Source organism: Agrobacterium sp. NPDC090273 (assembly GCF_044772305.1).
Classification (GTDB): domain Bacteria; phylum Pseudomonadota; class Alphaproteobacteria; order Rhizobiales; family Rhizobiaceae; genus Agrobacterium.
Genome location: NZ_JBIVYN010000006.1, coordinates 384,629 through 401,135 on the forward strand (window position 1 = coordinate 384,629; position 16,507 = coordinate 401,135).

The window sequence follows — 16,507 nt, forward strand, 5'->3', positions numbered from 1 at the left end:
TTTAAGTGTATCCGAATAGATGTACGAAATTTGCTTTACGTACCTCAAATCGGGCGCTAGCTTCATTTTCGAGCTTTGGGAGGAGTTCGATAATGATCAAAAATTTTCGGTTAGAAATAGTGTCGACGCCTGTCTGTTGTCTGGGCGGGTGACGCTCCATGGTATCAACGGGTGTTCAGTCCGTACCGCCAGTGGTTGAAACTGCGGGTCTGTCGAAGTCATTTGGCCCTGTCCAGGTTTTAAGAGAAATTAGTCTTGAAGTTCGCGCTGGCGAAGTTCACGCCATTATCGGCGAAAATGGCGCAGGCAAATCAACGCTGATGAAGCTCCTGGCAGGCAATGAAAAGCCGAGTTCAGGCGAGATTAGAATAGATGGCATTCCTGTTTCGTTTACTGGACCGGTCGACGCGGAAGAACGTGGTATCGTTCTCGTCCATCAGGAAATCCTGCTCGCACCAGATTTGACGGTCGCTCAGAACATTTACCTTGGACGGGAACTCTTGAAAGGCCCTGTTGTCGATGACCGTGCAATGCGGGCGGGGGCTCGCGATGCTGTTGCCGGACTGGGTGGTCAGATCGACCCCGATGCGCTTGTGGGCAGCCTCTCGATCGCCCAGCGGCAACTGGTCCAGATTGCCCGCGTTTTGCTCGTTCCCCATCGCGTCGTTATTTTCGATGAGCCAACCGCAAGTCTGACGCCGGTTGAGACAGATGCCCTCCTAAATGTCATTCGTGAAATCAGGGCAAAGGGTGTCGCAGTCCTCTATATTTCGCATCGTCTGCCCGAGGTGAAAGAGATTGCCGACCGCGTGACCGTGCTTCGCGATGGTAAGCTTGTTGCTTCGCACTCGGCCCTTGATTTGGAACCGGCTGATATGGCGAGGCTGATGGTCGGCCGAGATGTCGCGAAGCTTTATCCGGACCGGATCGCAGCCGAAGAGCAGCAAGCCGTGCTGGAGGCGGTCGATTTTACCGTGCCAGGATTTGTGAGCTCGGCCTCCTTCAAGCTGCACAAAGGCGAGATTTTAGGGTTTGCCGGTCTTGTGGGAGCGGGCAGAACCGAACTGATGGAAGGGGTTCTTGGGCTTCGACCGGGCCGTGGCGCGGTTCGACACATGGGCAAGCCCGCACATTTTACCAGTGCCAGGGATAGTCTCGCAGCAGGCATCGTTTATCTCAGTGAGGATCGCAAGGGGAAGGGACTGCTGCTCGGCAAGGATCTCCGGATCAACCTCACACTCGCGTCGCTCAAACGGTTCAGCAGTTTCTTGCGCATCGATAAAACGCGCGAAAATGCTGCGCTCGACAATGCAGTGCGGGATTTTGACATTAGAACGGGCCGCAAAGACCTGCTCGCTGGTCAGCTATCGGGCGGAAACCAGCAAAAACTGCTCCTGGCCAAGATGATGTTACTAGATCCTTCGATTGTCATCATCGATGAACCAACGAGGGGCATCGATATTGGCACCAAGGAACAGATTTATCGCTTCATTGCAGAACTTGCGGAGGAGGGACGATCAATCATCGTTGTTTCATCGGAAATGCCTGAACTGATCGGCATATGCGACCGTATTCTCGTCATGCGATCAGGACGGATAGCTGGAGAGGTCAGCGGCGATAGAATGACCGAGAACGAGATTGTCGCGCTGGCGACCGGCGTTCATAGCGATAAGGTTGCTTGAGGGGGAAAATGACCGAGGCTGCAATCGAAAAAGGCAAGACGCCCAAAACATCGAAAGACTGGGACCTGCGAGCTGTTGCACCATTCGTTGCCCTGGCTTTGCTACTGGTGCTCGGCACCATCGCCAATCCCAATTTCATCGGTATCGACAATCTTCTTAACGTTGTGACCAGGAGTGCGTTCATCGCCATCATTGCGCTTGGTGCGACCTATGTCATCACGTCAGGCGGCCTTGACCTTTCAGTCGGGGCGATGGTTGCGTTTGTCGCAAGTCTGATGATCCTGTTTATGAACAGTGGAGCCATTGCCAATCCGTTGATGATGCTCATCGCGGCAATGCTGCTTGCCATCGCCATCGGAGCCGCCTGCGGGTTGGTGAATGGCCTCATTACCACTGTTGGTCGAATAGAGCCGTTCATCGCGACGCTCGGCACGATGGGGATATACCGAGGCTTGACGACCTGGTTGTCGCAGGGGGGGGCGATCACCCTGCGCAATCCGGAGATCCAGAAATTGTACCAACCGGTTTATTTCGAGAGTTTCGCAGGAATACCCGTGCCAATAATCGTCATTTTCGTCACCGCGGCGATTGCGGCCTTCGTGCTTTATCGTACCCGCTACGGCAGACATCTTATTGCTGTCGGTTCGAGTGAGGATGTCGCGCGTTATTCTGGCATTTCGGTCGCGCGCGTGCGGACTGTCGCCTATGTCGTTCAGGGTCTCTGCGTTGCAATTGCAGTCCTGCTTTACGTGCCGCGTCTTGCCTCGACCTCTGCCACGACGGGTATGCTTTGGGAGTTGCAAGCCATCACTGCAGTCGTCGTTGGCGGAACTGCGCTCAGAGGCGGTGTCGGCCGCATATGGGGAACGATCTGCGGCGCCTTTATCCTGGAGATCGTCGGGAACATCATGATCCTGTCGAGCTTCGTCAGCGAATATCTGATCGGAGCCATTCAGGGTGCGATAATCATCATAGCCATGCTTGTCCAGCGCTCGTTGAGCCGCCGGTGATGTGAGCCGTAGCAAGAAATACAACCGTGCAGTTCTGGGGCAGGCGCGGTGCGTAGAGGAGGAATGCCCTGATCTTCGGAGGAGAGAGAATGCGTAGAAAATTCATTGGTGTGGCTTTTGCTGCGCTCGCTGTGGCGTTCAGCGGAGCGGCCCAGGCCCAGGACAAGAAGGTCACCATTGGTGTTTCGATACCTGCAGCCGACCACGGTTGGACGGCTGGCGTTGTTTATCATGCAGAGCGTGTCGCAAAACTTCTGATGGCCGAACATCCGGGTCTAAACGTCATCGTCAAAACGTCGCCAGACGCTGCAAACCAGGCAAACGCGCTGCAGGATCTTGCTGTGCAAGGACTTGATGCACTGGTCGTCCTGCCTTCAGATCCTGATCCGCTTGTGAATGCGATCAAGGAAATCAAGGATAAAGGCACATTTGTTGCTCTGGTGGATCGGGCACCAAGCGTGAACGACAATTCCATCCGCGACCTTTACGTCGCCGGCAATAACCCGGCACTCGGCCAGGTCGCGGGCGAATATATCAAGAAGACCACGCCTGATGCAGAAGTGGTTGTTATTCGCGGATTGCCGATCCCGATCGATCAACAACGCCAGGATGGCTTTGACAAGGGTATCGCGGGATCAAACGTGAAGGTCCTGGATCGCCAGTATGGCAACTGGAACCGTGATGATGCTTTCCGCGTGATGCAGGATTACCTGACCAAGTATCCGAAGATCGACGTCGTGTGGTGCCAGGACGACGATATGGCTGTCGGTGTACTGCAGGCAATTGAGCAGGCAAAACGCACGGATATCCAGTACGTGGTGGCGGGTGCAGGCTCCAAGGATATGATCAAGAAGGTCATGGATGGCGATAAGCTGATCCCTGTCGACGTTCTCTATCCGCCGGCGATGGTTGCGACGGCGATGGAGCTCACAGCAGGTCATTTCTACGACCAGGTTCCTGTCAGCGGTGAGTACATCCTGGACGCAACCTTGATCACCAAGGACAATGCGGAGCAGTTCTATTTCCCGGACTCGCCTTTCTGAAAACGCTCGGATCCGCGCCAACGAAAACGCCCGCTTAATGCGGGCGTTCTTATTGCTAGAGCTATGTTAGAGACGCGTGCCGTTTCGATCAAACAGATGAAAGTCTTTCATCTGTGCTGCAATCGTAACCGTCTCCCCAATCCGGATCTGTGATCTGCCGGGAACACGGAAAACAATCGTGACGCCGTCGGAAAATGATGCGTGCACGTAGCTCTCTGCGCCGACCAGTTCGACGGCATCGACGCTGACCGTCGCAGTCAGGCCCGGATCGTCAATACTTCCTGCGAGCGTGATGTCCTCAGGTCTGATGCCGAGCGTTGCGGCTTCACCAGATAGGGTCACGGTGTCGGAAAGTGACCAGCTCCCGTTCGAAGATCTGCTGCACTCCAGCAAGTTCATCGAAGGCGAACCGATAAATGTCGCGACAAAGGTTGTCGCCGGTTTTTCATACAATTCGATCGGCGTACCAATTTGTTCAATGCGACCGGCATTCAAAACCACAAGCCGGTCTGCCAGCGTCATGGCCTCCATCTGATCGTGGGTGACGTAAACGCTTGTGGTCGCCAGTGAGCGCTGGAGGCGCCTGATTTCGACGCGCATCTGTACGCGCAGTTTCGCATCGAGGTTAGACAGTGGCTCATCGAAAAGAAACGCAGCCGGTTTTCGCACGATGGCGCGCCCCATGGCCACGCGCTGGCGCTGCCCGCCGGACAATTGCCGCGGTTTTCGATCGAGAAATTGCTCGATCTCAAGTGCCTTTGCGGCTTCCGCAATGCGGCGATCTATTTCGTCTTTTGGGGTGTTCCGGTTCTTCAAGCCATAAGCAAGGTTCTGCCGCACCGTCATGTGCGGATAAAGCGCGTAGTTCTGAAAAACCATGGCTATATCGCGGTCAGATGGTTCAAGGTCATTCACCACCCGCCCGTCAATCATGATCTGGCCACCTGATATACTCTCAAGTCCGGCGATCATGCGCAGCAAGGTTGATTTGCCACAGCCGGACGGCCCGACGAGAACAATCATCTCACCATCGTCGATTTCCATCGAGACGCCTTTGATAGCGTCGATATTGCTTCCATAAACCTTGCGGACATCTCTCAGCGCAATTTTAGCCATTATTTTTCGGTCTCCACGAGGCCTTTGACGAACCAGCGCTGCATCAGCACTACGACAATGATTGGGGGGATGATGGCGAGGATTGCTGTCACCATGACATAGTTCCACGGCGTCGACGCGTCGGTGAAATCCACCATACGTTTGAGACCGATAATGATGGTGTTCATCTTCGCATCGTTTGTGACGAGGAGTGGCCACAGATATTGTGTCCATCCGTAGATGAACAGGATCACGAACAGTGCTGCGATGTTCGTCTTCGATAATGGCAGCAGGATATCGCGCATGAACCGGAAGGGACCGGCGTTGTCTATTCGTGCAGCTTCAACCATCTCACCTGGAATGGTCAGGAAAAACTGGCGGAAGAGGAAGGTCGCGGTCGCCGACGCCATCAGCGGCAATGTCAGCCCAGCATAGGTGTCAATCAGACCGAGATCGACGATCACCTTGTAGGTCGGCAGAATACGCACTTCGACCGGAAGCATGAGGGTTATGAAGATCATCCAGAAAAATCCCATGCGAAACGGGAACCGGAAGAACACGATGGCGAATGCCGATAGGAAGGAAATCACGATTTTGCCAACTGCAATCGCGACTGCAACGACAAAACTATTGAAGAGAAGGCGTTCCAGGCTTACGCCGACCACCCTTTCGACGCCCCCGGCCATCGCATCGCTATAGTTCTCTCCAAGCTGATCGCCAGGCAGAAGCGACATTGGCGGGCGAATGATATCGGTCGACGACATCGATGAAGCGACAAAGGTGTAATAGATTGGAAACGCAACGATCAGGATGCCAATAACAAGCATCAGATGGGCGATCATGCGCGCTATAGGTCGATTTTCGATCATGTGATGTCCTCATCCGTAGTGCACGCGCTTTTCAACGAAGCGGAACTGGAATGCAGTCAGGGCAATGACGATCACCATCAATATGACAGACTGCGCAGCGGAAGAACCGAGGTTCAGGTTCACGAAACCATCATTATAGACTTTGTAGACGAGAGTTTCCGTTGCCTTCGCGGGACCTCCTCCCGTGACTGCGTGAATGATGCCGAAGGTGTCGAAAAAAGCATAGACGGTGTTGACGACAAGAAGGAAGAACGTCGTGGGTGCAAGAAGGGGAAAGACGATCGTCCAGAAGCGCCTGGTACCACGAGCACCATCGATTGAGGCGGCCTCAAGTAATGACTTAGGAATTGCTTGTAACCCAGCGACAAAGAACAAGAAATTGTAACTTATTTGCTTCCACGCGGCAGCAACGACGACGAGCAGCATGGCCTGATTTCCATCCAGCAGCGGATCCCAGACAATCCCGTTGCGTCGAAGGATGTAGGAAAACGTGCCCATGGCAGGGTTGAACATGAAAAGCCACAACATGCCTGCAACGGCAGGTGCCACGGCATAGGGCATGATCAGCATCGTACGGTAGAGGCCCCTGCCACGAACGACACGGTCAGCAGCCGTTGCGAGCAAAAGGGCAAAGCCCATAGATACGAATGCAGTCATGGCACTGAATATAACAGTCACCTGAAGCGAATTAAGATAGCTGCTGTCAGAGAGAACGGCGGAGAAATTAGCGAACCCGACAAAATTGCTACTGAGGCCAAATGCGTCTTCACGCATGGTCGACTGGTAAAGAGCCTGGCTCGCCGGCCAGAAGAAAAAGATTACTGTGAGGATGATCTGTGGAGCGACCAACAGATAGGGCAGAATCTTGTTCGGGAAGACTACGCTTTGCAAGGTGATCTCCTGATGAGGTGAAACGCCGCCCGCACCTGTCAGGAGCGGGCGGATGTGGAGATCAGATCAGTTGCCTGCAGCTTGCTTGATAGCCGCGTCACCACGTTCGACGATCTTGTCGAGTGCTGCCTTGGCATCCTGTTTACCGGCCAGCATCGCCTCGAACTCTTCGTTCATGATGTCACGGACCTGCGGCAGGTTCACGAGACGTACACCCTTGGAGTTCTCTGTCGGCGGATTGCCCATCATCTGCAAAAGCGGGGTCTCACGGGCAGGATTTTTATCGTAGAAACCGGACTTCTTGGTTTCCTCGTATGCGGCAATCGTCACAGGCATGTAGCCGGAGACCTGATGCAGGCGCGCCTGGATCTTCGTCTGGGACAGGAAATGGAAGAACTCGGCAACGCCCTTGTATTCAGCGTCACTTCGGCCTGCAAAGACCCAGAGGCTTGCGCCACCTGGAATGGTGTTTTGCGGGCCGTGGCCTTCATAGTATGGAAGCTGTCCGATACCGTAGTTCATGCCCGTCTTGATGATGTCGCCGAGACCACCCGACGATTCTGTCAGGATCCCGCATTCGCCGGACATGAAGAGTTGTTTTGCTTCGGATGTGCGCCCACCATATCGGAAGGTTCCGTCCTTCGCGAGATCGGCAATTGCCTGGAAATGCTCGACGAAGAGAGGCGCGTTCACCGCGAGTTTAACATCCGTTCCGCCGAGCCCGTTTTCATTGCTGCCATAGGAAACATTGTTCCAGGCCGCAAAGTTTTCGGTCTGGATCCATGTGAGCCACGTCGAGGTGAAACCGCATTGAGAGGCGCCACTGCTCTTGATCTTTTTCGCAGCCTCAAAAACCTCCGGCCAAGTTTTTGGTGGTTTAGCGGGATCAAGGCCAGCTTTTTCGAAGGTGTCCTTGTTGTAATAGAGGATCGGCGAAGAGGAATTGTAGGGGAAGGACAGCATCGTGCCGTCAGGCTTGGAATAATAGGCGACGATGCCAGCCAGATATTCGTCCTTGTTGAACGTGTATCCACCTTCCTTCAGTACGTCGGCAACTGGCTTGATTGCGCCCGCAGCCCCCATCATCACGCCAGAACCGGCATCGAAAACCTGAATGATAGCTGGCGGCTGTTTAGCGCGGAACGCTGCGATGCCAGCATTCAGCGTCTCAGGATATGTTCCCTTGAAAACCGGCATGACTTTGTAGTCCTGCTGGCTCTCGTTAAATTCTTTGGCCAATGCGTCGACGACTTCGTTGTTGGCGCCGGTCATGGCGTGCCACCATTGAATTTCAGTGGCAGCGAATGCGCTTGACGCGATAAAAAACGAAAGCGCGGATGCCGCAGCCAGGCGGCAGCTCATTTTTTTCAAGGTGATTCCTCCCGTTTCGAAAACCATAAAAGATACAGTTATTTACCGCAGCTGATCCTCCTCGATCAGGTTGCGGCCTGTCCTTCTGTGTTAACCGTTTGATTAAAAGCGAACTCCAACAGAAATGCAACAGAAAGCAGAACGATTGAAACGAAAGTGCTCGAGAGAAGATCCGCCCTCAATCTTTCGCAAGCTGGCACATTGCGAGTTTACAGTCCGGCGATCCGCGAAAGATCGTCTTTCGCGCCGGGAGCGGCTGCAATGACTGGTGCGCCTCTTGTCAGCCGGTCGCCCTCGGTTGGGAAGTTGTGGAACCATCCACCGGCCTCGCGCACCAGGCAAAAACCTGCCATGCAGTCCCAAGCGTGCATGTAGGGTTCGTAATAGCCAACAAGCCGGCCAGCTGCGACATAGGCCAGCATCAGTGCACCTGAGCCATTGCGGATAAAGTTTCCACCGGCCTCCAGAAGGCTTTCGACGATGCGAGCAACGAAAGCGGGGGTGACGTGATTGTTGGCGCCAATGCCAGTGACCGAGTTCTGGATATTGCGCGATGGGTCAAGCCTGAGGGTTTTGCCGTTCAAAGTTGCTCCCATGCCGAACGCACTCGCATAGAGTTCGTCGTGGCAAGGCGCCGAGATGACACCGATCACCGGTTCATTGTCGAACAGCACCGCTATGGAAACGCACCAGTTCGGCATCCCGTTGACGAAAGGGCTGGTCCCGTCGATCGGGTCGACGACCCAGGTGTATCCGGAAACGCCTTGCGTAAGCCCGTATTCTTCCCCCAGGAACCCGTCTTCCGGAAAGTTGAGACGTACCCGCTCCTTTATTCGTTCTTCAACGGTCCTGTCCGCTACAGAAACGACATCCTGCAGATCGCGTTTTGTCTCGATGACAAGGTTTTCACGGTTGCGGAAATACTCGAGCGCCAGCTTGCCGGCTTCGTCCGCTATTTCCTTCGCGAGACTGTATCTTTGTTCGAGGTGAGCCTTTGCAATAGACATTTTTCAAATCATCCGCCTGATTATTGTTCGAAAATAAGCGCGATACCATGTGGCTTGAGGCCAATGGCGACCGTTGTTGCCGGGGCGAGGGGGCGTTCCACTTCGGAATCAACAACGAAAAGCTTTCCGCTCGCTGTTTCAACCTCGTACTCGATGTGATCGCCAAGATAGGCCGCATGAGTGACATGCCCGGTAAAATCACCCTTGCCTTCAAACAGGGTCACGGCGTTGGGTCTGACGGCAAGGCGCGCCGGTCCGGTTCTCGCTCGACGGCTCGGGACACGGTGAATCAGGTCCTGGATACGGATGATAGCGCTATCGCCTTCGACGTCCTGGACGTTGCAATCAACAACGTTTGCCTCCCCCATGAAGTCGGCAATGAACGCCGACGCAGGCGCCTCGTAGAGGTCGCGCGGACTTCCTGCCTGTGCAATGTTGCCGTCCTTCATCACGATAATCTTGTCGGATACGGCAAGCGCTTCTTCCTGGTCGTGCGTGACGTAGACAGCAGTGAATTGCAGGCGCTGTTGCAGGTCACGAATTTCCTTACGTACACGCCTTCTCAGACGCGCGTCGAGGTTGGACAAAGGTTCGTCAAGGAGAAGGACCTGTGGCTCGAGCACGAGAGCGCGAGCGACCGCAACGCGCTGTTGTTGGCCACCGGACAGTTCAGCAGGAAGCCGGTTTCCCATACCTGCGAGACCGACGAGCTCCAAGCCGTGTTCAGCCTTCTGTCGCGCTTGTGTTTTCGGCAGCCCCGACGAAACCAGTCCGTATGCGACGTTCTCCAGTGACGACATGTGTGGAAACAAGGCATAGGACTGAAAGACCATGGAGACGTCGCGCTCATTGGCGGGCAGCATTGTGACGTCCTTGCCGCCGATTATGATCTTGCCAGCGGTTGGATGTTCAAGCCCCGCAAGCAGCCGTAACGTGGTGGTTTTACCGCAGCCGGAGGGGCCGAGCAGCGTCACCAACGTTCCTGGTTCAATGGTCAATGACAGATCGTGGATGGCGGTAAAGGCACCGAACTGCTTTTTGACATTCTGGAAGGTTACCGAGCCGGGGCGATTGTTCATGCCGTTTTCTCCAGAGTTTCAGATTGAGCAGACGAAACGCCCGCCACACGATTCTCGCGTCGCAAGCGACGTTCGCCGACGGCGAGCTGGAAGCCGGTGATGACGACGATCATCACGACGATGAGCATTGAGGAATACGCGATTGCCACGCCATATTCGCCGTTCTCGACAAGTCCGACGATGTAGGATGTCGCCATGTTGTATTGCGCGCTAACAAGGAAGATGACCGCGCTGATCGACGTTATGGCGCGGACAAAGGAGTAGACGAGGGCTGCTGTGATCGCGGGTCGCAACAGTGGCAGGATAACGTGTCGGATGGTCCGGAAGCTGTTGGCGCGCAGGGTCATAGAGGCCTCATCGAGGCTCTTGTCCAGTTGAGACATGGCCGCGATACCGCCGCGTACGCCAACCGGCATGTTGCGGAACACAAAGCAGGCAATCAGGATCAAAGCCGTGCCGGTCATTTCCAATGGCGGCAAGTTGAAGGCCATGATGTAGCTGATGCCGATCACAGTGCCCGGAATGGCGAAGCTCATCATCAGTGCGAACTCGAACAGCTCGCGACCCGCAAATTTCTGTCGCACGATGATATAGGCGGTCGCAAGACCGACCGCTGCGGTCAGGGGTGCTGCAATTAGCGATATCTCCATTGTCGTCCAGAACGAGTTCCAGGCAACACCGGTCCAGGCGACGCCGCCATCTACAACAGAGAAGGAAAACGCGCGCCGGTAATGATCAAGGGTAAGTGAATTGTCGAGGCCCCAGGTTTTGACGAAGCCACCGAACGCAATCATTCCATAGACGACAGCCGTGAACGCCATCCAGGGAATGACGATGATATGAACGAGAATAGAAACCGGCTTTGGCAAGGCTGCATGCTGACCGGAATCTCCTTTTCCGGTCACCGTTGCGAAGTTTTTCCCGGCTAGCCAGAAGCGCTGGGCAATGAAAGCCGTGAGCGTAAAGCACAAAAGGATCATAGCGAGGACTGCCGCGCGCGATGGATCGTTTTGTGAGCCGACGACCGCAAAGAAAATCTCGGTTGAGAGGACGCCGTGGCTGCCGCCAAGGACCAGAGGGTTTCCAAAGTCAGCCATGCTTTCGATGAAACCGATCAGAAAGGCATTGGCAAGTCCAGGCTTCATCAGAGGCAGCGACACGGCCCAGAAGGTACGCCAGCGCCCGGCCCGTAGCGTTTGCGAGGCTTCCTCCATCGAAGGACTAACGCCCTCGACAACTCCGATGAGAACGAGAAACGAGATCGGTGTAAACGAGAGCACCTGGGCAATCCAGATGCCCGTGAGACCGTAAAGCCATCGGCTTGGCTCAATCCCGAAGAGATCCGAAAGTGTGGTGGTGACGATGCCCGCTCGGCCGAACAGGAGGGTCAGGGCAAGGCCGATGACGAACGGTGGCGTGATGATCGGCAGAACAGTCAGAAGCCGTAGCCCCTTCTTGAACCGAAAGCGGGTTCTGGTCGCAACCAGGGCAAACGCGAGACCAAGCAATGTCGATGCGCTCGCGGTCATGATCGCAAGAACGAGGGTACGCCAGGCAACACCACAACGCGATCCATCGGTGATGCAGCCAAGGCTCCAGATTGAGCCGTCCGTGACGTTGCGAAAAAAACCATCCGAGTTGAAGGAGCCGTCAAAATCCTGGAAGCCGCCAACGAACATGCTGCCGATCGGATAGAAAACGAAAACCACTACGAGGAAAATGAGGACCGAGATTGTCGCAACGATGAAGGCGTCGCCCTTCATCGCGCCACGTTCAGCGAGACCGAATGAAAAAATAAGGACATAGGAGATTGCAGCGAGTACGGCGCCGGCGCCCATTGATGGCTGGCCGTCAGAAATCTGGCCAAAAAGCGTTTCAGCGATCGTCCAGTTCCAACCGGTGATGCCAATCGCAAGCCCCTGCAAAGCAAGGAAAAGCAGACCGAGAAATCCAGACCAGCACAGGAGCCTGGCACGCAGCGTCGGATCTTTCACAAAGCGTGCAGCACATGAGGCCAGGAAGAGGGCAAGGTTAAAGGCGAGCCACAATTTGCCGTGGAGGGGGATCTGGAGCAGTGCCGGTGATGCGGATGGCGCCAGAGGATAATCTGCAACCCATCGGAAGGCATAAAATCCACTCTCAATGCGATACCATGGCAGCAAGAGAAATGCCGCTAGCCCAAGCCAGAGCGTGAAGTCCAGTCGCCGGTTCCGGTAATCCATATTGCAAGGCCCTTCGATAGCATGCCATGAACGCGCACGTGATCGCACGCTTCCAGATGGCGACGTCAAATCGGGTGGATGGAGGCGCCGAGGTCTCCCAACGGCGCCTCTAAGACCTCAGCGATCAGTTGGCTTTGGCGCCAATTTCGCTATCCCAGCGTGACAGCAATGCCTTGCGTTTTTCGGGGTCGCCATAGACTTTGAAGTCGTAGTCGATCAGCTTGATGTCCTCGAACTTCGGAGCCTCCTTGGGGACTTCCGCGTTCTTGTTTGAAGGGAGCTGGAAGGATTTGGCATCCTTCATATGCGACTGCACCTCGGCGGTGAGTGCCCAGTCATACCAGATTTTGGCGTTTTCCAGATTGCGGGCGCCCTTGACGATCGACATTGAGCCAATTTCGTAACCGGTTCCTTCGCAAGGAGCGACTGCCTTGACCGGGAAACCCTCGGCGATCTGGGCCACGGCGTCGTGCATGAAGACGATCCCAATGGCCGTCTCGCCGCGGGCAGCAGCTTTCACAGGCGCGGACCCGGACTTCGTGTACTGAGAAATATTGGCGTTAAGCTTGCCGAGATACTCGAACGCCTTGTCTTCACCCATGATCTGTACGAGCGAGGCAAGTGCTGTATAGGCTGTGCCCGATGAGTTCGGATTGGCAATCTGGATTTCACCCTTGAAGGAAGGGTTCAACAGGTCCGCCCAGCACTTCGGTTCCGCGTAGCCCTTGGTTTTGAAGATGTCGGTGTTGTATCCCCATCCAAGCGCGCCCGCATAAACTCCGACAGTCTTGTAGCCGGCACTTTCCGCCTGTTTTTTCGCCCAATCCTGAAGTTGGTCGAGCATTGGGGATTTGTATTCCTGCGTCAGATTTTCAGATGCGGCCTGCAAGTGTGGGTCGCCGGTGCCGGCCCACCAGACGTCGGTCTTCGGGTTTCTCGCTTCTGCACGGATTTTTGCATAGGTCTCGCCTGACGACAGACGGACCATATTGACGGTAATTCCCTTCTCTTTCTCGAACATTCCCTTCATCTGTTCGCAGATAACAACATCTGCCGAGCATATGAGATTAAGGTCGCCAGCCGCCAAGGCCGTGCCAGCATGAAAGGCAAAACCAGCCAAAAGACCGGCTGCTGCAATATGCGTTGCACCCATAATTTCCTCCCAGATTTGAAAGGCGCCTCCACGCCTCACGCTTTGCAAGCGTGTGCAAAGAGTTCCTCATGGTAAGCGGGATGTCAATCGTTAATGATATGAAAATCCATAAATGGGACCTCACCTTGACATCATTTTGTTGCACAGCTTTGCAATTTTATGGCATTGCTGATGTGAGGAGCGGTGAGGGGCGATGAAGGGACGCAAGGTTTTTGTGAGCGCGAAGGAAGTGGCCGAGCACGCTGGCGTCTCGCGCTCTGCGGTGTCGCGCACGTTCACGCCCGGTGCCAGCGTATCGCCCGATACACGCAGACGTGTCACGGAGGCAGCGGAGGCGCTTGGATACCATGTCAATCAGCTCGCCCGTGGTCTTATGCGCAACGAAAGCGGGATTGTGTGCCTTGTCGTTTCAGATCTCAGTACGCCCTATCGCTCCTCCCTGATCCGTGCGCTCACGGAACGGCTGCAAGCCGCAGGTAAGGTCGCAATGCTGATCGATACCGACCGGACTGACGGAAGTGTCGAGGCAGCCTTGAAGCAGGCAATCCGCTACCGGGCTGACGCATCTGTCATCCTTTCTGGCATGCCTGACAAATCGATCACGGATACTTGCCTTCGCAACGGGCAGCGTCTCGTTCTCATCAATCGCGATGATCGGCAAGACGGGCCTTTACGGATCAATCTAGATGATCGTGAAGCCGCAAGACGCGCTGTGCTCGCATTCCTGAGGGCCGGTTGTCGCGATTTCGCTTTTGCAAATTCTGCGGCAATGACGCCAAGCCTGATGGCGCGCGAAGAAGGCTTCCTGAGCGCTGCCAGAGAGCACGGCATTGAAGTCAAGGTGGAGCGGTATGGACCGACCTCATATCAGAGTGGTGTCGTGTTGGCGCAGCGTATCATGACCGGTGCCAAGCGACCCGATGCAGTTTTTTGCGTCACCGATCTGGTCGCTTGCGGTTTCATGGATGCGGCACGCCACAAGTTCGGGATCGACGTACCCGGTGAACTTTGCATCATCGGTTTCGATGATATCGAGCAGGGCAGCTGGTCCTCGTACGATCTGACGACCTTTGCACAACCCGTGATCCAAATTGCCGATGCGGCTGTCAGTTGGCTTAGCCGCGAGCCGGATTTGGGCGAAACGACGCCGTCGATCCTGCTGCATGCCGAGCTTCAATGGCGGGGTTCCGTCAGGGCGGGTTGACTGTGTGCTTGACCCTGGACTTTGTTTGCGTCAGGTCACCTTGACGTAACGTGATCATCGGGAAGTGCCGGGATAATGATAACCAGTCTGGGGGTTTATGCGGGTTTGTTTTTCGCCGCGTTCGTGGCCGCAACAATCCTGCCGATGCAATCCGAAGCCGCGCTCGTCGCTCTGATATCTCTGAAATCTTACCCCGTATGGCTGCTCGTTGTCGTCGCAAGTATCGGAAACGTCGCAGGTTCGATCGTGAACTGGCTGCTGGGGCGCGGCATCGAACATTTTCGCGATCGGTCGTGGTTCCCGGTTAATGGAGCAGCGCTTGGCCGCGCTCAGGCCTGGTATCACCGCTACGGGAAATGGTCTTTGCTTTTGAGCTGGGCGCCACTGGTCGGCGATCCCCTCACGGTTGCAGCCGGTATCATGAGGGAGCCGTTCGGGATCTTTTTGTTGCTCGTCACCTTGGCCAAAGTCGGCCGCTACGTCGTACTCGCTCTGATAACGGTGAACGTTCTCTAAGCTCCCGCGTGCTTCTCAAGGTGATTGCCGGTTTAGTGGTATCCCCGAAGACAGACTATGCGGTAGCCATAATTGGTGACGACCACCGCACAGTTGGAAAGCATTATGCGGCATTTCGCTCCCAGGATACGAACGGATCGGGGAGATCACGCCAGTCGTCCGGTTTGAAGGAAGCACTATCGAGCAGGCATGCGTCGAGTTGCGCTCGCAAGTCCTTTTCGTCCATCGGGTCTGCGCCGATAAACACGATCTCCTGCCGTCTGTCGCCCCAAACCGGATCGAGATATGGCTTCATCATAGCAAGAAATTCGGGTTCGCGCGGCCAGCGCTCTTTGGGTACCGCAGACCACCAGAGCCCCATTTTTCCGGTACGAACCAGTGCACCTGCCTGGGAAATTTCGCCGACGTAATCGGGACGTGTTGCTAGCCAGAAGAAACCCTTTGCACGAACGACGCCCGGCCAGGTGCGATCGATGAAGCGTTGAAAGAGAACCGGATCGAACGGCTTGCGTGCGCGATACACAAAAGAGCGTATCCCATATTCTTCAGTTTCGGGAACATGGTCCTTAAATCCATGCAATTCCTTAAACCATAAGGGATGCTCTTCTGCCTTTTGAAAGTCGAAACGGCCAGTCCCCAGAACCTCCGTCAGATTCACCTTGCCGAAATCGGCCTCAAGGAGCTTGGCATCCGGGTTGAGCCCGACGACGATCTTGCGTCCTGCATCGAGCTGTTCGGCAGTTGCCATGGCGACCTTGTTGAGGATCACGACATCGGCGAATTCAATCTGCTCGACCAGAAGGTCAACAATCGTGCGGTTATCGCCGTCACCAGCCGTTTCACCGCGGTCAGACAGAAAATCGGAGGAGCTGTAATCCTGCAGGAGATTGGCGGCGTCCACGACTGTCACCATCGTGTCGAGCCTTGCGACATCTGAGAGGCTGCGTCCATCCTCGTCACGAAAGTCAAAGGTTGCCGCGACGGGAAGGGGTTCCGCGATACCGGTCGATTCGATCAGAAGGTAGTCGAACCGGTCCTGCTCAGCCAACGCCCGCACCTCGGTCAAGAGATCGTCACGCAATGTGCAACAGATGCAGCCGTTGGTCATTTCAACGAGTTGCTCTTCCGTTCTTGAAAGATTGGCGCCACCATCCCGGACGAGGGCAGCGTCAATGTTGATTTCACTCATGTCGTTGACGATGAGTGCGACCCGTAAACCCTCGCGGTTGGCAAGAATATGATTGAGGAGGGTTGTTTTTCCGGCGCCAAGGAAGCCAGACAGGACGGTGACTGGAAGTTTTTTTAACACGATCTCTCTTTTCCTGGTTATTACGCACAGCGAACTGATTTCGTCCTGAGCGCATG

At 55.2% G+C, this 16,507-nt stretch carries 14 protein-coding genes; 5 read left to right on the forward strand and 9 right to left on the reverse strand.

The features are described from left to right. The first annotated feature begins 158 nt into the window (after positions 1-158). From ACIQT8_RS18175 to ACIQT8_RS18185, 3 genes are all read left to right on the forward strand, one after another. The gene (locus ACIQT8_RS18175) at positions 159-1,682 is read left to right on the forward strand and encodes a sugar ABC transporter ATP-binding protein (RefSeq protein WP_400967947.1); all 1,524 of its coding nucleotides are present in this window, start codon (positions 159-161) and stop codon (positions 1,680-1,682) included. A gap of 8 nt (positions 1,683-1,690) precedes the next feature. Next, on the forward strand, positions 1,691-2,692 hold the full coding sequence (locus ACIQT8_RS18180; RefSeq protein WP_400967950.1) for an ABC transporter permease: 1,002 nt from the start codon (positions 1,691-1,693) through the stop codon (positions 2,690-2,692). Between the two features lie 89 nt (positions 2,693-2,781). Next, positions 2,782-3,735 carry a substrate-binding domain-containing protein gene (locus tag ACIQT8_RS18185; RefSeq protein ID WP_400967953.1) on the forward strand — a complete coding sequence of 318 codons (954 nt, stop codon included), beginning with the start codon at positions 2,782-2,784 and terminating at the stop codon, positions 3,733-3,735. 66 nt (positions 3,736-3,801) lie between these two features. Here the strand turns inward: ACIQT8_RS18185 and ACIQT8_RS18190 are convergent, their stop codons facing one another. The 8 genes from ACIQT8_RS18190 to ACIQT8_RS18225 all read right to left on the reverse strand — a co-directional run bounded on the left by ACIQT8_RS18190 (position 3,802) and on the right by ACIQT8_RS18225 (position 13,422). Continuing rightward, complete coding sequence (locus ACIQT8_RS18190) at positions 3,802-4,851, reverse strand: sn-glycerol-3-phosphate import ATP-binding protein UgpC (RefSeq protein ID WP_400967956.1); 1,050 nt, start codon at positions 4,849-4,851, stop codon at positions 3,802-3,804. Next, complete coding sequence (gene ugpE, locus ACIQT8_RS18195; RefSeq protein WP_400967959.1) at positions 4,851-5,699, reverse strand: sn-glycerol-3-phosphate ABC transporter permease UgpE; 849 nt, start codon at positions 5,697-5,699, stop codon at positions 4,851-4,853. The genes ACIQT8_RS18190 and ugpE overlap by 1 nt, the downstream gene beginning before the upstream one ends. Positions 5,700-5,708: 9 nt before the next feature. Further along, complete coding sequence (ugpA, locus tag ACIQT8_RS18200) at positions 5,709-6,590, reverse strand: sn-glycerol-3-phosphate ABC transporter permease UgpA (protein ID WP_400967962.1); 882 nt, start codon at positions 6,588-6,590, stop codon at positions 5,709-5,711. Between the two features lie 66 nt (positions 6,591-6,656). Next, positions 6,657-7,967: a sn-glycerol-3-phosphate ABC transporter substrate-binding protein UgpB gene (gene ugpB, locus ACIQT8_RS18205; RefSeq protein ID WP_262528559.1), complete on the reverse strand. Its 1,311-nt coding sequence runs from the start codon at positions 7,965-7,967 to the stop codon at positions 6,657-6,659. A 203-nt stretch (positions 7,968-8,170) separates the two neighbouring features. Then, on the reverse strand, positions 8,171-8,968 hold the full coding sequence (locus tag ACIQT8_RS18210; protein ID WP_400967965.1) for an inositol monophosphatase family protein: 798 nt from the start codon (positions 8,966-8,968) through the stop codon (positions 8,171-8,173). A gap of 20 nt (positions 8,969-8,988) precedes the next feature. Continuing rightward, the gene (locus ACIQT8_RS18215; RefSeq protein ID WP_400967968.1) at positions 8,989-10,047 is read right to left on the reverse strand and encodes an ABC transporter ATP-binding protein; all 1,059 of its coding nucleotides are present in this window, start codon (positions 10,045-10,047) and stop codon (positions 8,989-8,991) included. Then, the gene (locus ACIQT8_RS18220; RefSeq protein WP_400967971.1) at positions 10,044-12,269 is read right to left on the reverse strand and encodes an ABC transporter permease; all 2,226 of its coding nucleotides are present in this window, start codon (positions 12,267-12,269) and stop codon (positions 10,044-10,046) included. Before ACIQT8_RS18220 ends, ACIQT8_RS18215 begins: the two co-directional genes overlap by 4 nt. Before the next feature lie 124 nt (positions 12,270-12,393). Next, positions 12,394-13,422, reverse strand: a complete 1,029-nt coding sequence (locus tag ACIQT8_RS18225; RefSeq protein WP_138793258.1) for an ABC transporter substrate-binding protein — start codon at positions 13,420-13,422, stop codon at positions 12,394-12,396. Between the two features lie 193 nt (positions 13,423-13,615). On the opposite strand from ACIQT8_RS18225, the gene ACIQT8_RS18230 reads away from it, so the two are divergent. Further along, on the forward strand, positions 13,616-14,626 hold the full coding sequence (locus ACIQT8_RS18230; RefSeq protein WP_400967975.1) for a LacI family DNA-binding transcriptional regulator: 1,011 nt from the start codon (positions 13,616-13,618) through the stop codon (positions 14,624-14,626). Between the two features lie 78 nt (positions 14,627-14,704). Continuing rightward, the gene (locus tag ACIQT8_RS18235; protein WP_400968082.1) at positions 14,705-15,142 is read left to right on the forward strand and encodes a YqaA family protein; all 438 of its coding nucleotides are present in this window, start codon (positions 14,705-14,707) and stop codon (positions 15,140-15,142) included. 103 nt (positions 15,143-15,245) lie between these two features. On the opposite strand, the gene zigA is transcribed toward ACIQT8_RS18235, so the two are convergent. Further along, positions 15,246-16,451: a zinc metallochaperone GTPase ZigA gene (gene zigA / locus ACIQT8_RS18240; protein WP_400967978.1), complete on the reverse strand. Its 1,206-nt coding sequence runs from the start codon at positions 16,449-16,451 to the stop codon at positions 15,246-15,248. Positions 16,452-16,507: the final 56 nt, after the last annotated feature.

Bases quoted from the DNA above. Each gene is read 5' to 3' on its own strand.
- ugpE (WP_400967959.1), bottom strand. From the start codon at position 5,699: ATGATCGAAAATCGACCTATAGCGCGCATGATCGCCCATCTGATGCTT.
- ACIQT8_RS18220 (WP_400967971.1), bottom strand. From the start codon at position 12,269: ATGGATTACCGGAACCGGCGACTGGACTTCACGCTCTGGCTTGGGCTA.
- ACIQT8_RS18210 (WP_400967965.1), bottom strand. From the start codon at position 8,968: ATGTCTATTGCAAAGGCTCACCTCGAACAAAGATACAGTCTCGCGAAG.
- ACIQT8_RS18190 (WP_400967956.1), bottom strand. From the start codon at position 4,851: ATGGCTAAAATTGCGCTGAGAGATGTCCGCAAGGTTTATGGAAGCAAT.
- ACIQT8_RS18225 (WP_138793258.1), bottom strand. From the start codon at position 13,422: ATGGGTGCAACGCATATTGCAGCAGCCGGTCTTTTGGCTGGTTTTGCC.
- ACIQT8_RS18185 (WP_400967953.1), top strand. From the start codon at position 2,782: ATGCGTAGAAAATTCATTGGTGTGGCTTTTGCTGCGCTCGCTGTGGCG.
- ACIQT8_RS18230 (WP_400967975.1), top strand. From the start codon at position 13,616: ATGAAGGGACGCAAGGTTTTTGTGAGCGCGAAGGAAGTGGCCGAGCAC.
- ACIQT8_RS18175 (WP_400967947.1), top strand. From the start codon at position 159: ATGGTATCAACGGGTGTTCAGTCCGTACCGCCAGTGGTTGAAACTGCG.
- ACIQT8_RS18215 (WP_400967968.1), bottom strand. From the start codon at position 10,047: ATGAACAATCGCCCCGGCTCGGTAACCTTCCAGAATGTCAAAAAGCAG.
- ACIQT8_RS18180 (WP_400967950.1), top strand. From the start codon at position 1,691: ATGACCGAGGCTGCAATCGAAAAAGGCAAGACGCCCAAAACATCGAAA.